Below are 20,078 nucleotides of genomic sequence, written 5' to 3' on the forward strand. Positions count from 1 at the left end.
AACGCCCCGGGCAGCCCTTAGGCCAGCTCGACTTCGGCGCCGGCTTCCTGGAGCTTCTTCTGGATCTCTTCGGCTTCCGCCTTCGAGACCTGCTCTTTGATCTTGCCGCCGGCCTCGACGAGGTCTTTGGCTTCTTTCAGGCCGAGGCCGGTGATGCCACGGACTTCTTTGATGACCGCAATCTTGTTGCCGCCGGCATTTTTCAGCACGACGTCGAATTCGGTCTTTTCTTCGGCAGCGGCGCCAGCATCGGCAGCCGGGCCAGCCATCATCACGGCGCCGCCAGCGGCGGGCTCGATGCCGTACTCGTCTTTGAGGATGGTTTTCAGTTCCTGGGCTTCGAGAAGGGTCAGACCCACGATCTCTTCAGCAAGTTTCTTCAGATCAGCCATTTGACTTCTTTCCGTATTAGGTGTGTTCCAACGTATTCGCGGTATCCGCTACGCCGGTCTCTCGATTGCTTACGCAGCCTTTTCCTCGATAGTGGAAAGGATGGATGCGATGTTCGAAGCAGGAGCGCCAATGGCCCCGGCGATGTTCGAAGCGGGCGCGCCGATCTGCGACACGATCTGAGCGATGAGCTCTTCACGCGACGGCATCGAGGCGACAGCTTTCACACCGGCCGGATCCAGCGCCGTCTCGCCCATGGCGCCGCCGAGGATCACGAGCTTTTCGTTATCCTTGGCGTACTTGTCCATGACCTTGGCCGCAGCCACAGGGTCTTCGGAATAGGCGAGAACGGTCATGCCCGTCAGGTATTCGGCGATCGAAGCCGCCGGCTTGCCTTCAAGGGCGATCTTGGCGAGCCTGTTCTTGGCAACACGAACCGCACCGCCAGCATCACGCATCTGGCCGCGCAGGTTCTGCATCTCAGCAACCGTGAGGCCTTCGTAGTGGGCAACCACAACGACGCCAGAGCTTTCGAAGATCTGGCCGAGTTCCTCGACCACTTTCTCTTTCTGGGCTCTATCCACAGTTTCACTCCAAGTATGGGAGGTGTGACCCTCCCGGCTCATGTTTCACCGGGGCGAACCCCGATGTCGGGTCCGTTACGGGTCCGTCCAAGTCGCCCCGGGAAGCCTGGCTGCCCGAAGAAATCTGGGTCTACCCGTCTCAGGCAGGAATTATGGAAGCATGTGCCCCACCCACCGTCTCGGACGAATCATCAGGCCGCCACGAGCGACTCGGGCGACCTGACGGGAGTGGGGTTTAGTCTCTCGTCGCGGAAAAGAAAAGCCCGTTCTTCGTAATTCGGTCATAATCGGCTCACGATTGCGCCAGCCCGCCCGCGGCGCGGGATTGGAGCGCCCCGCGCCACCCCGTATACTGCGCTGCACCGGGCCTGCGCCAACCGGGCCGGACCAATATGGAAAGCGGAAGACCATGCGCACAACCTCCAGACCTCGCGGCACGGCCGCCTCTGCCGGGCGGGCCGACGGGATTGCCGCGCTGCGCGCGCGCGCGGCGAAGGCCCGCGCCCGCAATGCAGGCCGCGTGGCGGACGATCGGGCGCACCGGCTGCTCGATGCCTATCTCGCCGCCGCCGAGCGCCATGGCCGCCCGGCGCGGGAGGTGATCGCCGATCTCGCGCGCGGCGAGGCCGCCTGGCAGATCGGCATGGCCCTGCACGATCAGACGATGGCCGCGCCCCCCGACATCCTGCGCAACGCTGCCTGCGGCGAGGGCTGTGCGTTCTGCTGTATCCTGTCGGGCGGCGATGGCGGCACGACCACCGAAGCCGAGGCCACGCGCCTGCACGCCGCGCTTGCGGGCCGCGCGGGCGAGCCGGATGGGCGCAACTGGCACCCGGAGGCCTGCCCCGCCCTTGATCCCGATACCCGCGCCTGCCGCGCCTACGACGCACGGCCGATCATCTGCCGGTCGTTCCTGTCGACCGATGCGAGCGCCTGCGAGGCCAATGCGCAGGGCGGCACCGAACCCGGCTCCGGATTGCTCGGCAGCCATCTCGACTATCTCGCCGTGCTCGCTCTGATCCGCGAAACGCTGAAAGGGATGACCCGGGTGCCGACATACAGCCTGGCGCAGATCGCGGCCAGCGCGGTCGGCGGCGCGGATCTGGCCACAAGCCTCGACACCGCGCGCCACCCGTCGCGGGTGCTCGATGCGGCCTGCCGTGACATGGCCCGCGCCGGCGCAGCCGGGCGGGGCCGGCGGCTCTGACCCCGCCGACCTTGAGGCAAGAAAAAAGGCGCCCCGAAGAGCGCCTTTTCTGTTTCGTCAGGTGAGCCGGCTCAGTTGCCGGTGGCGCTGTCGACGCTGACCGACACGCCCGGCCCCATCGTGGACGAGAGCGACACCTTCTTCATGTAGGCGCCTTTCGCCCCGGTGGGCTTGGCTTTCTGAACCGCGTCCACAAAGGCGCGCACGTTCTCGACCAGCTTGCCTTCGTCGAACGAGGCTTTGCCGATCCCGGCGTGAACCACACCGGCCTTCTCGACCTTGAACTGGACCTCACCGCCCTTGGCGGCTTCAACGGCCTCTTTCACGTCCATCGTCACCGTGCCGACCTTCGGGTTCGGCATCAGGTTGCGCGGCCCGAGGATTTTGCCCAGGCGGCCGACGATCGGCATCATGTCCGGGGTGGCGATGCAGCGATCGAAGTCGATCTTGCCGCCCTGGATGGTTTCCATCAGGTCTTCGGCGCCCACGATATCGGCACCAGCCTTGGTGGCCTCGTCCGCCTTGTCGCCACGGGCGAAGACGGCGACGCGCATGGTCTTGCCGGTGCCGTTCGGCAGGGCGACCTTGCCGCGGACCATCTGGTCGGCGTGGCGCGGGTCGACGCCGAGGTTGACGGCGATCTCGACGGTCTCGTCGAACTTGGCCGAGGCATTGCCCTTCACGAGCGCGACGGCGTCTTCAACCGAGAGATTTTCCTTGCCGACGAAAGCTTCGCGTGCGGCGCGGGTGCGTTTTCCAAGCTTGGCCATGGTTTACCCTTTCACCTCGATGCCCATCGACTTGGCAGAGCCAAGGATGATCTGCATTGCGCCTTCGACGTCGACGGCGTTCAGGTCTTTCATCTTCGCTTCCGCGATTTCGCGCACCTGCGCGGCAGTCACGGTGGCAACGACTTCACGGCCCGGATTCTCGGCGCCGCGCGGACGGTTGCGCTTGCCCACCGGCTTCAGGCCAGCGGCTTTCTTCAGGAAGTAAGACGCGGGCGGCGTCTTGATATCCATCGAGAACGACTTGTCGGCGTAATAGGTGATCTGGGTCGGGCAAGGCGCGCCCGGCTCCATCTCCTGCGTCTTGGCGTTGAACGCCTTGCAGAATTCCATGATGTTGATGCCGCGCTGACCGAGGGCGGGGCCCACGGGCGGCGACGGGTTGGCTTGGCCTGCAGGGATCTGCAGCTTCATGGTGCCAGCGACCTTCTTGGCCATCTGGTGTCTCCTTCTTCAACAGCTCAGGGTCGCGACCCCTCGCCTTTTCGTTGCCGTGGTCTGGTCCGGACGCGCGCGCCCTCGCCTCCCACGCATGAAGCTCAAGGGCCGAATCCCGGAGGACGGCCCTGAACGGGCGCGTCGTAAACCCTTGCCACCGCCTTGGCAAGCACTTCCCGCCAGAGCCCGGGTGCACCCTGCATGCGATCGGTGCTAGGATGATCCCCCGACGCGGCAACAGGACGACAGGCGATGATGATCACCGATATCGAAGACTTCTTCACCAAAGGCTGCGGGCGCTGCGACCGGTTCGACACGCCGGATTGCTCCACCCGGCTCTGGATCGACGGGCTCAACACGCTGCGGCGCATCTGCCGCGAGGCGGGGCTGGAGGAAACCGTGAAATGGGCGCATCCGTGCTACATGCATGCGGGCCGCAACATCTGCATCATGGGCGCATTCCGGGGCGACTTCCGGCTCACCTTCATGAATGCGGCGCTGATGAAAGACCCCGAAGGGGTACTGGATCGCCAGGGCGCGGCCACCCAGCGCCCCGATTGCATCCGCTTCACCGACAATGCCGCACCGGCCGCGATGGAAGCCACGATCCGCGCCTATCTCGCCGAGGCGATGGGCTATGCCGAGGCCGGGATCAAGCCACCCAGGGAGGTGCGCGAGGTCGAGGTGCCGGAGGAGCTGACCGAGGCGCTCGACGCCGACCCGGAACTCGCCGAGGCCTTCTCCGCGCTGACGCCGGGGCGGCAGAAGAGCTACGCGATCAACCTCAGCGCCGCCAAGCAATCGGCCACGCGGGTGGCGCGGATCGAGAAGTTTCGCCCGAAGATTCTCGCCGGAAAAGGGGCGATGGAGCGATAGGGCCAGCGCCTCGCCGGGTCGACGCCGGGCAAAATGAAAACGGCCGGGAAAGCCCGGCCGCATCGCATCGCGCTTGAAAGCCAGATCAGCTTTGCTTGGTCACCTGGGTGAATTCCAGCTCCACCGGGGTGGCCCGGCCGAAAATCGAGACCGAAACCTTCAGGCGCTGATTGTCGTCATCCACACCCTCGACCATGCCGTCGAAGCCCTCGAACGGGCCATCGGTGACCGACACCGTCTCGCCCACTTCGAAGTGGATGAGGGTGCGCGGCGCTTCCGCCCCTTCCTCGACCCGGCCGAGAATGCCCTGCACCTCGGCATCGCGCATCGGCATCGGCCGGCCCTGCGGCCCGAGGAACCCGGTCACGCGGTTGATCGAGTTGATCAGGTGATAGCCCTGATCCGACATTTCCATATGCACCAGCACATAACCCGGCATGAAGCGGCGCTCGGTGGTCACCTTCTTGCCGCGGCGCACCTCGATGACCTCTTCGGTCGGCACGAGCACCTCGTCGATCTCATCTTCGAGACCGTTCTCGGCCACGGCCGTCTTGATCTGTTCGGCGATCTTCTTCTCGAAGTTCGAGAGCACGCTCACCGAATACCACCGTTTCGCCATCGTTCTCGCCTCGTCTGTGCGGCCCGCTCAGGGGCGCGGAGATAAAAAACAGGCGCGCGACTTGTGAGTCTTGCGCGCCGTGGGGGAATGGCAGGTGCTTACAGGCGTTGGCGCGCGGTTTCAAGAGGCAGACTTGCGCCGTCGTTTGGGCCCGGACCCTTCGGCCGCAAGTGGCTTCGCCATCGGCACGGAACGTGCACGCGCCCGGATTTCCTGCCAACTCAACCTCATGGGTGAGTTATGCCAAGCGGATTCGCGGCTGGGACGGGATTATCCGAAAGCGCCGAGGATCGCCGTCAGGCCGGAGCGGATCACCAGATCGACCAGCGAGAAGAACACCGCCGTCAGCGCCGCCATCGCGACGACCATGCCGGTGGTCAGCAATACCTCACGGCGCGTCGGCCAGATGACCTTCGACACCTCGGAGCGCACCTGCTGGATAAACTGGAACGGGTTGGTCTTCGCCATTGTCCTGCCTTTCAAGGGTTGCAGGCGCACATACGGGATGGCGGGGCGGTTTTCAAGGGCGCTCAGCGGTCAACCGGCGGCAAAGATCCGGGCAAGGAACGCCCGCGCCTCGGCCTGCGCCGCCTCCGGGCCGGGAACCGGGGCGAGATGCACCTGGCGCCCCGCCGCGTGAAGCATCGCGGCAAAGGCTTCGCCCTCGCCCCGGTGCGGGTCGCCCTCGCCTGCCGCGATCAGGGTGGGCGCGAAGCCGTCGAGGGTTTCGGCCCGGACGGGCGAGGCCAGTGGCGCGAGCCGGGCGGCCCGGTCGGGCAGATAGGCGGCCTGCGCCACGCGGTCACGCCAGCCACCGGGCGCGGCGGCCATGTCGAGGCGCGGCAGAAGTGCCGCCACCGCGAGGGGCTTTACCCCCATCCGCGCGGGCAGGTCGAGGCAGGCGCCGAGCGCGAGGTTGGCCCCTGCCCCGGTACCGCCAAGCGCCAGCCGCTTGCCCGCCCATCCATGCTTGCGCCCGGCCATCATCGCCCACCAGGCGGCGGCCTGCGCCTGCGCCGGCGCCACCGGAAAGCGGGCCTGCGGCGCGGCGCCGACATGGACGTTCAGAACGACACAGCCCAGCGCATCGGCCAACGCGCGGCAGAAGCCATCGTCGCGCGCAGCGTCGCGGGCGATGAAGCGGGTATCGGCGAAGTTCAGGTAAACCGGCACATCCGCCCCGGCCCCCGGCGCGCGGTAGAGGTCAACGCGCAGCTCGCCCGCCTCGGTATCGGCAATGAGCGTCTCACCGGCACGGCGGGCCGGCGGCCTGCCCGCCACCCATTGCAGCCCGCGCGCCACGAGATCGTGCCAGATCGCCAAGTGCCCCTCCCCGCTTCGCCTCGCCCCAAAGTGCCGACGATGGCGGGCCGGCGCAATCCGCCCTTGCGCCGCAGGGTCAGATCACCTGCGCGGCCCGGCGCGCGCCGATCATCCGCCGCATCCCGGCAACCAGCCGGAGCAGAACGAAGAACGGCAGCAGCACCGCCAGCAGGGGCAGCGCCATCGTCGGATCGTAGCTCAGCGTGCCGACGAAGATCATCGCCAGCGCGAGCCGCGACAGGAAGACCACGTTCGACACACCCTTGCCGCGGGCGCGGGCCGGAGCGACCGGCGCGACGGGGCGCGGCGGATGGGTGGTGGGTCCGGCATTGGCGGTGGCAACGGGTTCCTGCTCGGCCAGTGCGCGGGCGGCATTGCGCGCGGCGATCCGCCCGAGCGGCGTATCGGGGCTGATCCCCGAGGCCAGCGGCGTGGCCGGGGGCAGCGGCGGCATCGCCGGGGCGGCCTTCGTCTCGGTCAGGTTGCGCGGCTTGCGCCCGGCGCTCTTGCCGAACCTGCGCTTCACCACACCGATGAGGGCAACGCCAGCAGCCACCGCCCAGAAGATCATCCGCGATTTCTGCGGCACGCCATGCGGCGCCAGCGCGGCCTCGCGGCCCTCGAAAAACGGCTCGACGAAGATGAAGTCCTCGCTCGTGCGCAACCCCTCATCCTCGATCGCGTCGCGGGCCAGGCCGCCAAGCGTCACGCTCGTTTCGCCAAAGCCGTTGATCTGGAAGATGAAGCCCTGCGCGCCGAAATCCACCATCCATCTGTCGAGTCCGTCGACGAATGTTTCCTGTTCATCCCCGGTCAGCACCATCGCGGCACGCACAACGGGGCTGCCCGCCGGATCGGCCTCGCCGAAGAGCATGTACATGTAGCGGCGCGAGGTGGGCACGCCATTGGTGCGCTGAACGAGTTCATAATTGAGATCGGTGTCGATCCAGCCGCGCACATGCACCTCGCCGGCACGGTGCCGGTCGGTCTCGCGATCGAACGCGCCGAGGTCGACCGCGGCGGGAATACCGGCATCAAGCGCCGCCTGTTTCTCGGCCTCCGCCTCCAGCGCCACGCTATACGCCTTTTCGCCCAGCCAGACCACGCCACCGGCGACCGGGAAGAAGGCCCACCATGGAAGCATCAGGAATAGGATGAAAAGGCGGCCCATCGGTGTCCTCAACATATGTCTTCAGGTCTTTGCGCCCGGTTTGGCGGCTGAAAGCGGCACCAATCGGGCAAGGAAGGGGAAAGACCGGGGAATGCCGGGTGCGGCATTTCCCGCAATGGCCCGGGACCGCCACCGCCGCTAGCGTGACGCAACGCGCTCTGAGGGAGGAGACATCGCATGGAGATCGGTCTGATCGCGGCCATCCTCGGCTGGGGCCTGCTCGTGGGCATCGTGTTCTCGGCCATCGGCGCGGCGGGGGGCATCCTCACCTCGTTCGGGCTGATCACCCTGTTTGGCATGCTTGAGCCCAATTCGGTGAAACCGATGACCCAGATCGTCGTGCTCGCCACCGCGCTCACCTTCGTGCCGGGCTACCTGCGCCGCGGCGCCATCGTGCCCTCGCTTGGCGTGCTGCTCGGGGTGGGCGGCGTGGCCGGGGCCTGGACCGGCAGCACCGTCTCGGCGCGCTACCTCTCCGACATGGCCACCTTCCGCCCGCTTTTCGGCCTGCTCACCCTCGCCATCGCCGCCCAGATCGGCTGGAAGCTCTGGCGCCACTGGCAGGGCACCCGCGCGGGCACGGCGATACCGATGCACCCCTTCATCGGCGGGGTCACAGGCAAGGTGCTGCAACTGGGCTGCATGTGCTTCGACTACGCAGGCAAGCGCTACCGGGTGCCGATCCTGTCGCCGCTTCTGGCCGGCGCGGCAATCTCCTTCACTGCCGCGCTGTTCGGCGTGGGTGGCGGCTTTCTGCTGGTGCCCTACATGGCGACGATCATCGCCATGCCGATGCATATCATCCCCGCCACCACGGCGATTCCGATCTTCATGTCGCTCCTCGTCTCGGTCGGCAATTTCGTCAACCAGGGCGCGGTGATCGACTGGCCGGTGCTCTCGCCGCTGGTGCTCGGCGCGGTGGCCGGTGCCCTGCTCGGTGGGCAGATCAACAAGCGCCTGCCCAATGCCGCGCTGCAGGCCACGATGATGATCGTCGTCGCCGGGATCGGGCTCAAATACGTGTTTTCTGAGAAGGATGGCAGGGGCAGCAGGGTTCGAACCCGCGACCTACGGTTTTGGAGACCGTCGCTCTACCAGCTGAGCTATACCCCTAAGGCCGAGGCACGAGGTAACTCATGCCAGACCCCTTTTCAAGACCTCAATCGCGCCACTTCCGCTTCCAGCGCGCGCTCGTCGCCGGAGGCCAGCACCGGCACCAGGCGGTGGATTTCGTCAAGTGGCAGGTCCCACCAGGCGAGCCGGTCGAGCCGCGCGATCACCGCATCGGAAAAGCGCCGGCGCAGCACATGCCCCGGATTGCCGACGACGACGCTCCAGGCCGGCACGTCCTTGGCGACGACCGCACCCGCCCCGATCACCGCGCCATTGCCGATGGTCACGCCGGGCATCACCTTGACGTCCTGCCCAAGCCAGACATCATGGCCGATCCGCGTATCGGGCTTGTCGGCGAACATGGAGGTGTAATGCTCCATCAGCCCATGATCGAACATCGAGAACGGATAGGTCGAAAACCCGTCCATCGGGTGATTGGCGGCGGCGAGGAAGCGGACGCCATGGGCGATCTGGCAAAACCGTCCGATGATCAGCCGCTCGGGCGCCTGTGCATAGAGATAGGGCGCGATCCGGGCGGCGTAGTCCTCGACCGGGTCGAAGTCGTTGTAATAGGTGAAATCGCCCACCTCGATATTCGGATGGTCGATAACGCGGGCGAGATGCACGGTCTGGGTGTGCGGCTCGCCGTTCAGATTGGTCAGGGGATGACGCCGCGAGGCGTCGAGAAAGGGTGCAGACATGGCTGAACTCCGTTGAAACGTTGCGTTTTCAGATCGGTCAGTTCAGCGCTTTGTCCATCATACCCTCCGTTGGCGATGGCGCTGCATAGCATGTTCGCCGCACTCGGGAAACCGCCTTTCGAAAGGCGGTGCCGCGCGGTTTCGAAACCGCGCGGGCGCCGGTCAAAGAAAAGGGCCGCCCCAGGGGCGGCCCTTTCCAATTCGATGTGATCTCAGGTCACTCGACGATTTTCGAGACGACGCCGGAGCCGACGGTACGGCCGCCTTCGCGGATGGCGAAGCGCAGGCCCTCTTCCATCGCGATCGGCGCGATCAGCTCGGCCTCGAACTTCAGGTTGTCGCCCGGCATCACCATCTCGGTGCCCGACGGCAGCGTCACCGTCCCGGTCACGTCCGTCGTGCGGAAGTAGAATTGCGGACGGTAGTTCGCAAAGAACGGCGTGTGACGGCCACCCTCTTCCTTCGTCAGGATGTAGACCTCGCATTCGAACTTCGTATGCGGCGTCACCGAACCCGGCTTGCACAGAACCTGGCCGCGCTCGACCTCGTCGCGGTCGATCCCGCGCAGAAGCGCGCCGATATTGTCGCCCGCTTCACCGCGATCCAGCAGCTTGCGGAACATCTCGACGCCCGTGCAGGTCGATTTCTGCGTGTCCTTGATCCCCACGATCTCAACTTCGTCGCCGACATTGATCACGCCACGCTCCACACGGCCGGTCACAACCGTGCCGCGGCCCGAGATCGAGAACACGTCTTCGATCGGCATCAGGAACGGCTGGTCAACAGCCCGCTCCGGCGTCGGGATATACTCGTCGACCGCAGCCATCAGCTCGCGGATCGAGTTCTCGCCGATCTCCGGGTCACGCCCTTCCAGCGCCGCAAGCGCCGAGCCCTTCACAACCGGAATATCGTCGCCCGGGTAGTCGTACTCGTTCAGCAGCTCGCGGATCTCCATCTCGACCAGCTCAAGCAGCTCTTCGTCGTCAACCTGGTCGACCTTGTTCATGTAGACAACCAGCGCCGGGATGCCGACCTGACGGCCAAGCAGGATGTGCTCGCGCGTCTGCGGCATCGGGCCATCGGCGGCCGACACAACGATGATCCCGCCATCCATCTGCGCCGCGCCCGTGATCATGTTCTTCACGTAGTCCGCGTGGCCGGGGCAGTCGACATGCGCGTAGTGACGGTTCTCCGTCTCGTATTCCACATGCGCCGTCGAAATCGTGATCCCGCGCGCCTTCTCTTCCGGCGCACCGTCAATCTGGTCGTAGTCCTTGAACTCGCCAAAATACTTCGTGATCGCCGCCGTCAGCGTCGTCTTCCCGTGGTCAACGTGACCGATCGTGCCGATGTTCACGTGCGGTTTGTTACGTGCAAACTTTTCCTTGGCCATATGCCGCAAGCCTCGCAATTGGGGGGTTCCGCGCGAACCCGGTTCGTATCCGCGCGCTGCCTACTGGGTTAGGGCGGGAAAATCAAGCGTATGTTACGCCTCGTCGCCCTCGGGCACCGCCGCCATGGCCGAGGCCGGGCGCGGCTCTTCGAAGGGCTGGATCGGACGGCCCGGCGAGGTGGTGGCCGGGTCCATCAGCGAGGCGTCGCCGAACCATTCCTTGTTGTCCAGCATCCAGTCGTGGATCGACTTGGCGAGGTTGCGCGCAAGGCTGTCCATCTGCTCCTCGGCGGTGCGGGTCAGCCCCGATCCGACGATCACATCGCCGCCCTCTTCGAAGACGGTGAAGCGCTCGGCTTCTTCGTTGATCGGGCCGCCCTTGGCGTCGTCCCAGATCGTCACATCGGCGATCAGCACCGATTTCGGCGCCGCGACCACCGGAATGCCCGGCTGGGCCAGCACATAGCCGCCAACGCGCACGGCGATGTGATAATACTGGTCGCCGTCATAGCGGCTGAAACGGTCGTTCACCGCCTTGCGCACGGAAAATTCCCACGCCTCGTCGGACACCTTGCGCGAGGCCGGCCCCACTTCGGGGTTCTCGGCCACGGCGATGTTGTGGCCCAGCAGGAAGCGGCCCATCGGCGGCGGCGTCTCGTCCAGATCGGTAACGGCGCAGGCCGAAAGCATCAGCGCCCCCAGGCCGAAGGCTGCGAATTTCGGGGCGAGGCGGACGGTCGGGATCATGGCTGCGGGCTCCTTGGGCCGTGCGGATTCGGCTATGGATAGCGCGAGAGGGGCATCCATGCAAACGCCGACCCCGCCGCAACGGGCAGTCAGCCGCCGATGCTGCCGTCTTTCTTCGGTCTGCCCGGTTTGGGCCGTTCGAAGCCACGGTCCACGCCCATGCCGCTTTCCGGCGCATCCTCCGCGGCACTGCCGCCGCAGATCCCGCGCAGCGCCCGCCATTCGGCGGCGTTCAACACCGGCGCACCGATTCGCCCGGCCGTCTCCGCCGCGCCCTGCGCCGCCAGCGCCGCCTCGATCCGGGCGGCCATCTGGGGATGCGAGGCGAAATGGGCGGCCAGCCCCTCGGCATCGCCGTGTTCCTCGAGCAGCCGCTCGAAGAACGTGCCCAGCGCCGAGGGCGGCAGGCCGGCCTCGGTCAGCAGCGCATGGGCGTAATCGTCGGCCCCCGCTTCCGCCGACTGGCTGTATTGCGCATTGATGAGCTGGTTGGCGAGCAGCAACACAACGGTGCCACCGGCAAAATCGCCGAAGAGCAGCCCGAGAACGCCGACCGAGCCGGCCAGGCGCAGCGCGTCGCGCGTCGGGTCGCGGCCGACGACATGGCCCAGCTCATGCGCCAGAACCGCCGCCACCTCCTCGGCGCTGTCGGCCTCGTCCAGCAGGCCGCGAAAGATCACGATCCGCCCGCCCGGCATGGCGAAAGCGTTGACGAGATCGTGGTCGAGCACGCTGATCGTCACCGGATAGGGCAGATCGGGGCCGGCCCCCAGCCGCGCCTCCATGCTGGCCAGTGCCGCCAGGCCCTCGGGGCCCTCACAGGTATCGACCGGCACCATGTCGCTGCTCAGCGCCATGCGGATCCGCTCATAGGTCGCGTCGCCCAGCGCCTTTTCACCCGAGGGCGGCAGATAGGCGGCAAGCTGGTTGGCCATCACCGGGACCAGCACAAAGATGATCAGCGCCACCGAGGCCACGGCGCCGAGACCCCAGCCGAGGATGCGGCCCTTGTTCTCCACCGGCGGCCGCTTGCCAAGATGGCCGGCATTGCGCCGGAGCAGGGCCACGATCGCCTCATCCGTCACGACGAGGCGGGCAAGCTGGTCGCCCGCGCGGGTCAGCACCAGGCTGCGCCGGTCTGCCTGGTCGGGCAGCGCGCGCAACTCGTCGGCAAGCCAGTCGATCCGGCCGCCACCGGGGCGGTGGATGCTCAGCCGGTCGGGCGCGAGCACCACTTCCACCCGCTCGACGCGCGCGGTCTCGCCGTCGAGAAAATCGGCAAAGGCGCTGTAGGTGACGGGGGTGCCGGTCATATCCCGTCCCCCAGCGGCAGCGCGTCGGCAAAGCCCTCGGCCTCGACGAATTCGTCGCGGGCGCGCTGGCGGATGCCGGCGAGCGCGTCGGGGTTCACGATCTCGGTGGTTTCGGCCAGATGCCGGGCGACAGGCATGGTGATGAACACCTCGCGCAGCACGCCCCAGAGCACGAAAACGGTGAAGTAGAAAACGAGGCCGACGATGGGGAACACCCAGCCCGGCAAGGCCCCGAGCGACGACAGGTCTTCCAGCCCGTCCGCCAGCAGCGCCGGGTCGATCAGAGCGAGGGCAATGCCGATCGCGATGCCGATCCCGAAAAGCAGGGCGGACATGATGGCCGAGATCGCCATCGAGCCGGTGAGGTAGATGCCGACGATCCTGCCGCCGCGCGCATGGCTGCGAAAGCCCGTCTCGCCCAGCCGCTTGCCTTCGAGCAGCCGCTTGAAACTCTGGGCGCGCCAATAGGCAAGGCCAAGAACTGCCCAGACCCCGCCCATCGCGGCGCCAACGAACCAGACCGGCTCTTCCGACAGCCCCGCCGCCAGCGTGCCCGCCGCGATCAGTGCCGCGCCGAGCCAGACATGCTTCATCGCCGTCATCAGCGAGAACAGCCCGCCGGTTTGCTTAAACTGCGCATCGCCATACCACATCCTGTCGGTGCGGTATTTCTCCAGCGCGAAGGTCTTTACCGGCCAGAGCAGCCCGCCGGTGCTCAGGGCCAGCAGCCACCACCATGTGGCGCGCCAGACATAGCCCTTCACGCCCGGCTCCAGCCCGAAGCGGATGCCGCGCCAGCGGGTGCGGGCGAGGATGTAGCGCCGGGCGCGGTACTGGGCGAAGAAGATCACCGGCGCGAGGCCGATGAAACTGACGGCATAGGCCGGGGCCTCGCCATTGAACAACGAGAAGGAGAAGAACATCAGCACGAGGTTCACGATGCCGATGTAGAAGGCGAGAAAGACCACGGCGGTGAGAAAGCCGGTAAGCATCTCGGTCGGGCGGCCGGTGAATTCCAGCGGCAGGCCGCCGGGGCGGATCGCCGACCAGTAATAGCGGCGCATCCGTGTCTTCATCCAGAAGCGGTAGATCCCGAGCGTGAGCACGGTGAGCACGCCGGTCCGGAGCGCCAGTCGGAACATCGGGCCGCCGCGCCCCGCATAATCCGTCCTGAGATCGTGAAACGCCACCGGCCTGCCTTAACTGGTAAACTTGTTGTCCCGCGGGAAGCCATGCGGCGGCAATTTGCCGACGCCCGCGCGCTTGCCGATCCAGGGGCTCATATCCACCTCGGTGCGGGTGCGCTCGCCGCCCGCCGCCCAGGACAGCCCGGCGGCGAGATCGAAGGTGGTGACATCGGACAACCCGCCATCGAGCTCCAGCACCCCCTGCTTGCCACGCGCTGAATTGTATTTTTGCAGCCGCACACCCTTGCCGCGCCCCATCTCGGGCAACTCGGCCAGCGGGAAGACGAGGAGCTTGCGGTTTTCGCTCACCACGGCGACGTGATCGCCGGCGACCGGCTTGCACACCTTCGCCACGCTCTCGCCCACGTTCAGCACCTGCTTGCCCGCGCGGGTCTGGGCCAGCACCTCGTCTGAGGTCACCACGAAGCCGTTGCCCTCGGCGCTGGCGACGATCAGCTTTTCGCCCGGCTTGTGCACGAACATGCCGAGAATGCCCGCCTCGTTCGGCAGGTCGATCATCAGCCGCAGCGGCTCGCCCATGCCGCGCCCGCCGGGCAGATTGGTGGCCGCGAGCGTGTAGAACCGCCCGTTCTCGGCAAAGAGCACGATCTTGTCGGTGGTTTCGGCATGAAAGGCGAAGCGGGGGCCGTCGCCATCCTTGAACTTGAAGTCGCGGGTCAGATCGACATGGCCCGACATGGCGCGGATCCAGCCCATCTGGCTGCACACCATGGTAACCGGCTCGCGCTCGATCATCGCTTCCAGCGGCACCTCTTCCACCTCGCCCGCCTCGGCGAAGGTGGTGCGCCGGGCGCCGCCCTCATAATCCTTGCCGAAGGTCTTTTTGGCCGCTTTCAGCTCTTCGCCGATACGCTCCCATTGCAGATCTTCGTTCTCAAGCAGGTCTTCGAGCCCGGCGCGCTCTTCCATCAGCGCGTCGCGCTCGCGCACCAGCTCCATCTCTTCGAGCCGGCGCAGGCTGCGCAGACGCATGTTGAGGATCGCGTCGGCCTGCACTTCGCTGAGTTCGCCCTCACCGGGGGCCGGGCTGACGTAATCCTTCTCGTTCGTCGCCCGCACATGGTCCTTCGACCAATCCTCGCGCATCAGCGCCGCTTTCGGGTCGTCGTCGTAGCGGATGGTGTCGATCACCCGGTCGAGGTTGAGGAAGGCGACGATGAAGCCTTCCAGCACTTCCAGCCGGTGGTCGATCTTCTCCATCCGGTGCCCGGAACGGCGGATCAGCACCTCGCGGCGGAAGTCGAGAAAGGCGCGCAGCACTTCCTTCAGCGTCGAGACCTTCGGCGTCACCCCGTCGATCAGCACGTTCATGTTGAGGCTGAAGCGCACTTCCAGATCGGAATTGCGGAACATCAGCCCCATCAGCAGCTCGGGGTCGACATTCTTCGAGCGCGGCTCAAGCACCACGCGGATATCGTCGGCGCTCTCGTCGCGCACATCGGCGAGGATCGGCACCTTCTTGGTCTGGATCAGCTCGGCGATACGCTCGATCAGCTTGGATTTCTGCACCTGGTAGGGGATCTCGGTGACCACCACCTGCCATTGCCCGCGCCCGAGGTCTTCCACCTCCCAGCGCGCGCGCAGCCGGAAGCTGCCGCGCCCGGTGCGGTAGGCCTGGGCAATGTTCTCGCGCGGCTCGACGATCACCCCGCCGGTGGGAAAATCCGGGCCGGGGATGTAGTTCAGCAGCGTATCGTCGCGTGCATCCGGCGTCTTGATCAGGTGGATACAGGCATCGACCAGCTCGGCGATGTTATGCGGCGGAATATTGGTGGCCATCCCCACCGCGATCCCCGCCGCGCCATTGGCCAGCAGATGCGGGAAGGTGGCCGGCAGCACCACCGGCTCTTCGAGGCGACCATCGTAATTGGGGCGGAAATCGACGGCGTTTTCGTCGAGGCCCTGCAGCATCGCCTCGGCGACGAAGGTCATCCGCGCCTCGGTGTAACGGCTGGCGGCGGGGTTATCGCCGTCGATATTGCCGAAATTGCCCTGGCCGTCGACCAGCGGGTAACGGACGTTGAAATCCTGCGCCAGACGCGCCATCGCATCGTAGATCGCGGCGTCGCCATGCGGGTGGAAATCGCCCATCGTGTCGCCGGAAATCTTGGCCGACTTGAGGAACTTGCCGCCAGAGGCGAGCTTCAGCCGGTGCATGGCGTAGAGAATGCGCCGGTGCACGGGCTTCAGCCCGTCGCGCGCATCGGGCAGCGCCCGGTGCATGATCGTCGAAAGCGCATAGGTCAGGTAACGCTCGCCAATGGCCCGGCGCAGCGGCTCGGCCACTTCAAACGGAGGCTTGTCCGGATCGTCGATCAAATCGCTCATATCCGCTGTCTACCTGCCCGATTCGCCCCCCGCAAGCGCGCCGGTTGCCGAGGCCCGGCTGGCGTGGCCGCCATGCCTCCCGGGCCACGCCGGCGCAACCGGGGAGAACCGCCGGGGCTTTCCCCTTCGCCCGCACCCCCTAGCGCGATAGGCTCCCGCACGCTAAGGGAGAAACATGGGTATCATCCGGCTCACATTGATTACGGCCGTGCTGATCTGGCTGGCGATGTATTACTTCGGGCGCAGCGACGGTTTGCCGCCCGATCGTCTCGGGCGCGTACCGCAACCCGAGGCGCCGGTTGCGGTTGCCGATACGCCCGCGCCGGAAGCCGGGGCGGCGCCGGAGGAAACTCCGGCCGCCGAGGCCCCTGCCCCCGCGCCCGAACCCGCGCCAACTGCGCCCGAACCTGAGGCGGTCGAGCCCACCGCCGCCACCGATCCGGTCGACGCGGCCATCGCCGAAGCCATCGGCGACAGCGCGCCCGACCCGGTCGCCGAACCCGAGCCGGAACCGGACCCCGCACCGGCTGCGGAACCCGACACCGTGCTCTACGTCACCGGCGCGCGGGTCAACGTCCGCGCCGGCCCGTCGACCAATTACGAAGCGATCACCGCGCTCACCCGCGGCACGGCGGTGACCGATGTCGGACCGGCGGGCAATGGCTGGCGCGAAATCCTGCTCGATACCGGCGAGACCGGCTTCATGTCGGGCGACTTCCTTTCGCCCGACCCGCAATGACGCCGCCCTCACTGCTTATCACCGGGTGCTCCTCGGGGATCGGCTATGCTGCCGCCCATGGCATGACGGCGCGCGGCTGGCGCGTCTTCGCCACCTGCCGCAAGGCGGAGGATTGCGCCCGGCTTGAGGCGGAAGGGCTGGAAAGCTTCCCGCTCGACCAGACCGACCCCGAAAGCATCCGCACCGCGCTGGCCGAGGCCACCGCCCGCACCGGCGGCACGCTCGATGCGATCTTCGCCAACGGCGCCTTCGGCCTGCCCGGCGCGGCGGAAGATCTGCCCACCGACGCGCTGCGCGAGATTTTCGAGGCGAATTTCTTCGGCGTGCACGAGCTGGTGCGCCAGTGCCTGCCGATCATGCGGGCGCAGGGGCATGGCCGGGTGGTGCTGAATTCGTCGGTGCTCGGCTTCACCCATCTGCGCTGGCGTGCCGCCTATGTCTCGACCAAATTCGCGCTCGAAGGCTATGCCGATACGCTGCGCATCGAAATGGCCGATACCGGCATCCACACCATCCTGATCCAGCCCGGCCCCATCGCCTCGATGATCCGGCAGAAATCGCGGCCGCATTTCGAACGCTGGGTCGATTGGCGGGCCAGCCCGCGCCGCGCCGCCTATGAGGGCACCGTGCTGCCCCGGCTCTATGACGACAGCGGCAAGCCCGACCCGTTCCAGCTCGGCCCCGAGGCGGTGACGAAGGCGCTCGCCCGCGCGCTCAGCGCCCGCCGGCCCCGGTCGCGTTACCGGGTCACGCTGCCCACCAGGGTCTCGGCACTGGCCAAGCGCCTTTTGTCCACCCGGATACTCGACCGCATCATCGCCCGCAGCTAGCGCCCCTCGCCATCCTGCGCCAAACCCGCTATCCAGAGGCAAATGCGCAGACAGGAGCCATCATGGCAAAAGATCCGCTCTTCCTCCTCGTCGTCATCGCCGTCGGCGCCGTGGCGATCATTCTGCTCACCGGCATCGGCGGCTTCGCCCGGGGCGGCGATTTCAACAAGAAACACGCCAACCGGATCATGCGCTGGCGCATCTATGCCCAGGCCGTCGCCATCGCGCTGATCCTGCTCTACGTCTATCTGCGCCGCGGAGGCTGACATGGTCGTTCTGAACAAGATCTACACCCGCACCGGCGACTCGGGCGAAACCGCTCTCTCCGATGGCACGCGGGTGGCCAAGCATTCCCCGCGCGTCGCCGCTTACGGCACCGTGGACGAAACCAACGCCACCGTCGGTCTCGCCCGGCTGCACGCGGACGGGCAGATCGACGCGCGGCTCGCGCTGATCCAGAACGACCTTTTCGATCTCGGCGCCGATCTCTCGCGCCCCGGCATGGACAAGGACGACGAGGCCGAATACCCGCCGCTCAGGATCATCGACGCCCAGGTCGACCGGCTGGAGCGTGAGATCGACGAGATGAATGCCGGGCTTCATGCGCTGCGCAGCTTCATCCTGCCCGGCGGCACGGCGCTGTCGGCCCATCTCCACCTGGTGCGTACCGTGGCGCGCCGGGCCGAGCGGCTGGCGGTGGAGCTATCGGCGCTGGAGCCGGTGAACCCCGCCGCGATCAGGTATCTCAACCGGCTCTCGGACTGGTGCTTCGTCGCCGCACGGGTGGCCAATGGCGGCGGCGCGGACGATGTGCTCTGGGTGCCCGGGGCCAATCGCTGATCCCATAATGCGGCAGCGCTAGCGCTAACGCCGCGCTCGCGGTAAAAAAACGCGGCGTCGCAGCGCAATTTTATGTCGCTTCCCCATTGTGACGGGTCCGATTGTACCGCTAAACAACCCCTCAGACTCACCGCCCAACGGGCAATTCAAGGGAGAGACACAACCAATGAAGATATTGGTCCCTGTAAAGCGGGTTATCGACTACAACGTGAAGGTCCGCGTGAAGGCGGACGGGAGCGGGGTCGATCTTGCGAATGTGAAGATGTCGATGAACCCGTTCGACGAGATCGCGGTGGAAGAGGCGATCCGGCTGAAGGAGGCGGGCAAGGCCGATGAGGTCGTGCTGGTGTCGATCGGGGTGAAACAGGCGCAGGAGACGATCCGCAACGGTCTGGCGATGGGGGCGGACCGGGGCATCCTCGTCACCGCCGCCGAGGATGTGCATACCGATATCGAGCCGCTGGCGGTGGCGAAGATCCTGAAAGCCATCGTCGACGAGGAGCAGCCCGGCCTTGTGATCATGGGCAAGCAGGCGATCGACAACGACATGAATGCGACGGGGCAGATGCTGGCGGCGCTGCTCGGCTGGGGTCAGGCGACCTTTGCCAGTGAGCTTGCCGTCGAGGGCGACAGCGCCGTTGTGACGCGCGAGGTGGATGGCGGGTTGCAGACCATCAAGGTCGCGCTGCCGGCGGTGATCACCGCCGATCTGCGCCTCAACGAACCGCGCTATGCGAGCCTTCCCAACATCATGAAGGCGAAGAAGAAGCCGGTCGACGAGAAAACCGCGGCGGATTACGGCGTCGACGTCGCCCCGCGTCTCGAGGTGGTGAAAACCTCCGAGCCGCCGACACGCCAGGCCGGTGAGATGGTGGGCTCGGTCGACGAGCTGGTGACGAAACTCAAAGCTGCGGGGGCGATCTGATGGCCGTTCTTCTTCTTGCCGAGGTCGCCGGGGGCGACCTCCACATCGACGCGACCGCCAAGGCGCTGACCGCCGCGAAGGCGCTGGGCGAGGTGACGGTGCTGGTCGCGGGTCCGCAAGCCGCCGGTGAAGCCGCCGCCACGCTGGATGGTGTGGCCAAGGTGCTCGTGGCCGGGGATGCCGCCTATGCCAACACCCTCGCCGAGCCGGTGGCCGATCTGGTCGTCTCGCTGGCGCCCGGCTACAGCCACATCGTCGCGCCGGCCACGTCGGATGCGAAGAACGTGCTGCCGCGTGTGGCGGCGCTTCTGGATGTGATGGTGATCTCCGACATCTCCGCCGTGATCGACGCCGAGACCTTCGAGCGGCCGGTCTATGCCGGCAATGCTGTGCAGACGGTGAAGTCGAAAGACGCGACCAAGGTGATCTCGGTGCGGACCTCGACCTTCGAGGCCGCGGGCACCGGCGGTTCCGCCCCGGTCGAGGCCGCGGCCTCCGCCGGCGACAAGGGGCTGTCGTCCTGGGTCGAAGACAAGGTCGACAGC

21 protein-coding genes, 1 tRNA gene and 2 pseudogenes are annotated in these 20,078 nt (G+C 66.6%); 9 read left to right on the forward strand and 15 right to left on the reverse strand.

Going from position 1 to position 20,078, the window contains the following annotated elements; translation table 11 throughout:
- Positions 1-17: 17 nt before the first annotated feature.
- Both rplL and rplJ read right to left on the reverse strand, forming a co-directional pair.
- Positions 18-392 carry a 50S ribosomal protein L7/L12 gene (gene rplL, locus QMG28_RS12025; protein WP_281842550.1) on the reverse strand — a complete coding sequence of 125 codons (375 nt, stop codon included), beginning with the start codon at positions 390-392 and terminating at the stop codon, positions 18-20.
- Positions 393-461: 69 nt separating this feature from the next.
- Positions 462-974, reverse strand: a complete 513-nt coding sequence (gene rplJ, locus QMG28_RS12030) for a 50S ribosomal protein L10 (protein WP_281842551.1) — start codon at positions 972-974, stop codon at positions 462-464.
- Between the two features lie 409 nt (positions 975-1,383).
- On the opposite strand from rplJ, the gene QMG28_RS12035 reads away from it, so the two are divergent.
- Entirely contained in the window at positions 1,384-2,181 is a 798-nt protein-coding gene (locus QMG28_RS12035; protein ID WP_281842552.1) for a YkgJ family cysteine cluster protein, read from the forward strand.
- Positions 2,182-2,252: 71 nt separating this feature from the next.
- Here the strand turns inward: QMG28_RS12035 and rplA are convergent, their stop codons facing one another.
- Positions 2,253-2,951, reverse strand: coding sequence for a 50S ribosomal protein L1 (gene rplA, locus QMG28_RS12040; RefSeq protein ID WP_281842553.1), 699 nt, complete (start codon positions 2,949-2,951; stop codon positions 2,253-2,255).
- A gap of 3 nt (positions 2,952-2,954) precedes the next feature.
- Positions 2,955-3,407, reverse strand: a complete 453-nt coding sequence (gene rplK / locus QMG28_RS12045) for a 50S ribosomal protein L11 (protein WP_281842554.1) — start codon at positions 3,405-3,407, stop codon at positions 2,955-2,957.
- A 252-nt stretch (positions 3,408-3,659) separates the two neighbouring features.
- On the opposite strand from rplK, the gene QMG28_RS12050 reads away from it, so the two are divergent.
- Positions 3,660-4,283, forward strand: a complete 624-nt coding sequence (locus tag QMG28_RS12050) for a YdeI/OmpD-associated family protein (protein WP_281842555.1) — start codon at positions 3,660-3,662, stop codon at positions 4,281-4,283.
- 85 nt (positions 4,284-4,368) lie between these two features.
- On the opposite strand, the gene nusG is transcribed toward QMG28_RS12050, so the two are convergent.
- The 4 genes from nusG to QMG28_RS12070 all read right to left on the reverse strand — a co-directional run bounded on the left by nusG (position 4,369) and on the right by QMG28_RS12070 (position 7,369).
- Positions 4,369-4,902 carry a transcription termination/antitermination protein NusG gene (gene nusG / locus QMG28_RS12055; RefSeq protein WP_281842556.1) on the reverse strand — a complete coding sequence of 178 codons (534 nt, stop codon included), beginning with the start codon at positions 4,900-4,902 and terminating at the stop codon, positions 4,369-4,371.
- Positions 4,903-5,172: 270 nt separating this feature from the next.
- Positions 5,173-5,370: a preprotein translocase subunit SecE gene (gene secE, locus QMG28_RS12060; RefSeq protein WP_281842557.1), complete on the reverse strand. Its 198-nt coding sequence runs from the start codon at positions 5,368-5,370 to the stop codon at positions 5,173-5,175.
- A 69-nt stretch (positions 5,371-5,439) separates the two neighbouring features.
- Positions 5,440-6,225 (reverse strand): alpha/beta hydrolase fold domain-containing protein, encoded by a 786-nt coding sequence (locus QMG28_RS12065; RefSeq protein WP_281842558.1) that lies wholly within the window; start codon positions 6,223-6,225, stop codon positions 5,440-5,442.
- Positions 6,226-6,301: 76 nt separating this feature from the next.
- A complete protein-coding gene (locus tag QMG28_RS12070; protein ID WP_281842559.1) occupies positions 6,302-7,369 on the reverse strand; it encodes a hypothetical protein in 1,068 nt (355 codons plus the stop codon).
- 204 nt (positions 7,370-7,573) lie between these two features.
- On the opposite strand from QMG28_RS12070, the pseudogene QMG28_RS20965 reads away from it, so the two are divergent.
- Positions 7,574-8,353 (forward strand): annotated as a pseudogene (locus QMG28_RS20965) (sulfite exporter TauE/SafE family protein); the annotation flags it as partial.
- Between the two features lie 80 nt (positions 8,354-8,433).
- Here QMG28_RS20965 and QMG28_RS12080 read toward each other — a convergent pair.
- The 7 genes from QMG28_RS12080 to parC form a co-directional block, all read right to left on the reverse strand.
- Positions 8,434-8,509: transfer RNA gene (locus QMG28_RS12080), tRNA-Trp, on the reverse strand.
- A 38-nt stretch (positions 8,510-8,547) separates the two neighbouring features.
- Complete coding sequence (locus QMG28_RS12085; protein ID WP_281842561.1) at positions 8,548-9,210, reverse strand: CatB-related O-acetyltransferase; 663 nt, start codon at positions 9,208-9,210, stop codon at positions 8,548-8,550.
- A 217-nt stretch (positions 9,211-9,427) separates the two neighbouring features.
- On the reverse strand, positions 9,428-10,603 hold the full coding sequence (gene tuf / locus QMG28_RS12090) for an elongation factor Tu (RefSeq protein ID WP_281842541.1): 1,176 nt from the start codon (positions 10,601-10,603) through the stop codon (positions 9,428-9,430).
- Between the two features lie 93 nt (positions 10,604-10,696).
- Positions 10,697-11,350: a hypothetical protein gene (locus tag QMG28_RS12095; RefSeq protein WP_281842562.1), complete on the reverse strand. Its 654-nt coding sequence runs from the start codon at positions 11,348-11,350 to the stop codon at positions 10,697-10,699.
- A gap of 89 nt (positions 11,351-11,439) precedes the next feature.
- A complete protein-coding gene (locus QMG28_RS12100) occupies positions 11,440-12,663 on the reverse strand; it encodes a M48 family metallopeptidase (protein WP_281842563.1) in 1,224 nt (407 codons plus the stop codon).
- Complete coding sequence (locus QMG28_RS12105; RefSeq protein ID WP_281842564.1) at positions 12,660-13,853, reverse strand: DUF898 family protein; 1,194 nt, start codon at positions 13,851-13,853, stop codon at positions 12,660-12,662. Before QMG28_RS12105 ends, QMG28_RS12100 begins: the two co-directional genes overlap by 4 nt.
- Positions 13,854-13,862: 9 nt before the next feature.
- On the reverse strand, positions 13,863-16,199 hold the full coding sequence (parC, locus tag QMG28_RS12110) for a DNA topoisomerase IV subunit A (protein ID WP_281842565.1): 2,337 nt from the start codon (positions 16,197-16,199) through the stop codon (positions 13,863-13,865).
- A gap of 175 nt (positions 16,200-16,374) precedes the next feature.
- Here parC and QMG28_RS12115 point away from each other — a divergent pair, with 175 nt between their 5' ends.
- From QMG28_RS12115 to QMG28_RS12140, 6 genes and pseudogenes are all read left to right on the forward strand, one after another.
- On the forward strand, positions 16,375-16,938 hold the full coding sequence (locus QMG28_RS12115; protein ID WP_281842566.1) for an SH3 domain-containing protein: 564 nt from the start codon (positions 16,375-16,377) through the stop codon (positions 16,936-16,938).
- Positions 16,935-17,768 carry an SDR family NAD(P)-dependent oxidoreductase gene (locus tag QMG28_RS12120; RefSeq protein WP_281842567.1) on the forward strand — a complete coding sequence of 278 codons (834 nt, stop codon included), beginning with the start codon at positions 16,935-16,937 and terminating at the stop codon, positions 17,766-17,768. The genes QMG28_RS12115 and QMG28_RS12120 overlap by 4 nt, the downstream gene beginning before the upstream one ends.
- A gap of 62 nt (positions 17,769-17,830) precedes the next feature.
- A complete protein-coding gene (locus QMG28_RS12125; protein WP_281842568.1) occupies positions 17,831-18,034 on the forward strand; it encodes a twin transmembrane helix small protein in 204 nt (67 codons plus the stop codon).
- A 1-nt stretch (position 18,035) separates the two neighbouring features.
- On the forward strand, positions 18,036-18,608 hold the full coding sequence (locus QMG28_RS12130; RefSeq protein ID WP_281842569.1) for a cob(I)yrinic acid a,c-diamide adenosyltransferase: 573 nt from the start codon (positions 18,036-18,038) through the stop codon (positions 18,606-18,608).
- 166 nt (positions 18,609-18,774) lie between these two features.
- Positions 18,775-19,533, forward strand: coding sequence for an electron transfer flavoprotein subunit beta/FixA family protein (locus QMG28_RS12135; RefSeq protein ID WP_281842570.1), 759 nt, complete (start codon positions 18,775-18,777; stop codon positions 19,531-19,533).
- A pseudogene (locus tag QMG28_RS12140) lies at positions 19,533-20,078 on the forward strand (electron transfer flavoprotein subunit alpha/FixB family protein); the annotation flags it as partial. The gene QMG28_RS12135 and the pseudogene QMG28_RS12140, both read left to right, overlap by 1 nt.

Source organism: Sinisalibacter aestuarii (genome assembly GCF_027923545.1).
Taxonomy (GTDB): domain Bacteria; phylum Pseudomonadota; class Alphaproteobacteria; order Rhodobacterales; family Rhodobacteraceae; genus Sinisalibacter; species Sinisalibacter aestuarii.

Bases quoted from the DNA above. Each gene is read 5' to 3' on its own strand.
- rplL (WP_281842550.1), bottom strand. From the start codon at position 392: ATGGCTGATCTGAAGAAACTTGCTGAAGAGATCGTGGGTCTGACCCTT.
- QMG28_RS12035 (WP_281842552.1), top strand. From the start codon at position 1,384: ATGCGCACAACCTCCAGACCTCGCGGCACGGCCGCCTCTGCCGGGCGG.
- rplA (WP_281842553.1), bottom strand. From the start codon at position 2,951: ATGGCCAAGCTTGGAAAACGCACCCGCGCCGCACGCGAAGCTTTCGTC.
- rplK (WP_281842554.1), bottom strand. From the start codon at position 3,407: ATGGCCAAGAAGGTCGCTGGCACCATGAAGCTGCAGATCCCTGCAGGC.
- QMG28_RS12050 (WP_281842555.1), top strand. From the start codon at position 3,660: ATGATGATCACCGATATCGAAGACTTCTTCACCAAAGGCTGCGGGCGC.
- nusG (WP_281842556.1), bottom strand. From the start codon at position 4,902: ATGGCGAAACGGTGGTATTCGGTGAGCGTGCTCTCGAACTTCGAGAAG.
- secE (WP_281842557.1), bottom strand. From the start codon at position 5,370: ATGGCGAAGACCAACCCGTTCCAGTTTATCCAGCAGGTGCGCTCCGAG.
- QMG28_RS12070 (WP_281842559.1), bottom strand. From the start codon at position 7,369: ATGCTTCCATGGTGGGCCTTCTTCCCGGTCGCCGGTGGCGTGGTCTGG.
- QMG28_RS12085 (WP_281842561.1), bottom strand. From the start codon at position 9,210: ATGTCTGCACCCTTTCTCGACGCCTCGCGGCGTCATCCCCTGACCAAT.
- tuf (WP_281842541.1), bottom strand. From the start codon at position 10,603: ATGGCCAAGGAAAAGTTTGCACGTAACAAACCGCACGTGAACATCGGC.
- QMG28_RS12095 (WP_281842562.1), bottom strand. From the start codon at position 11,350: ATGATCCCGACCGTCCGCCTCGCCCCGAAATTCGCAGCCTTCGGCCTG.
- QMG28_RS12100 (WP_281842563.1), bottom strand. From the start codon at position 12,663: ATGACCGGCACCCCCGTCACCTACAGCGCCTTTGCCGATTTTCTCGAC.
- parC (WP_281842565.1), bottom strand. From the start codon at position 16,199: ATGAGCGATTTGATCGACGATCCGGACAAGCCTCCGTTTGAAGTGGCC.
- QMG28_RS12115 (WP_281842566.1), top strand. From the start codon at position 16,375: ATGGGTATCATCCGGCTCACATTGATTACGGCCGTGCTGATCTGGCTG.
- QMG28_RS12120 (WP_281842567.1), top strand. From the start codon at position 16,935: ATGACGCCGCCCTCACTGCTTATCACCGGGTGCTCCTCGGGGATCGGC.
- QMG28_RS12125 (WP_281842568.1), top strand. From the start codon at position 17,831: ATGGCAAAAGATCCGCTCTTCCTCCTCGTCGTCATCGCCGTCGGCGCC.
- QMG28_RS12130 (WP_281842569.1), top strand. From the start codon at position 18,036: ATGGTCGTTCTGAACAAGATCTACACCCGCACCGGCGACTCGGGCGAA.
- QMG28_RS12135 (WP_281842570.1), top strand. From the start codon at position 18,775: ATGAAGATATTGGTCCCTGTAAAGCGGGTTATCGACTACAACGTGAAG.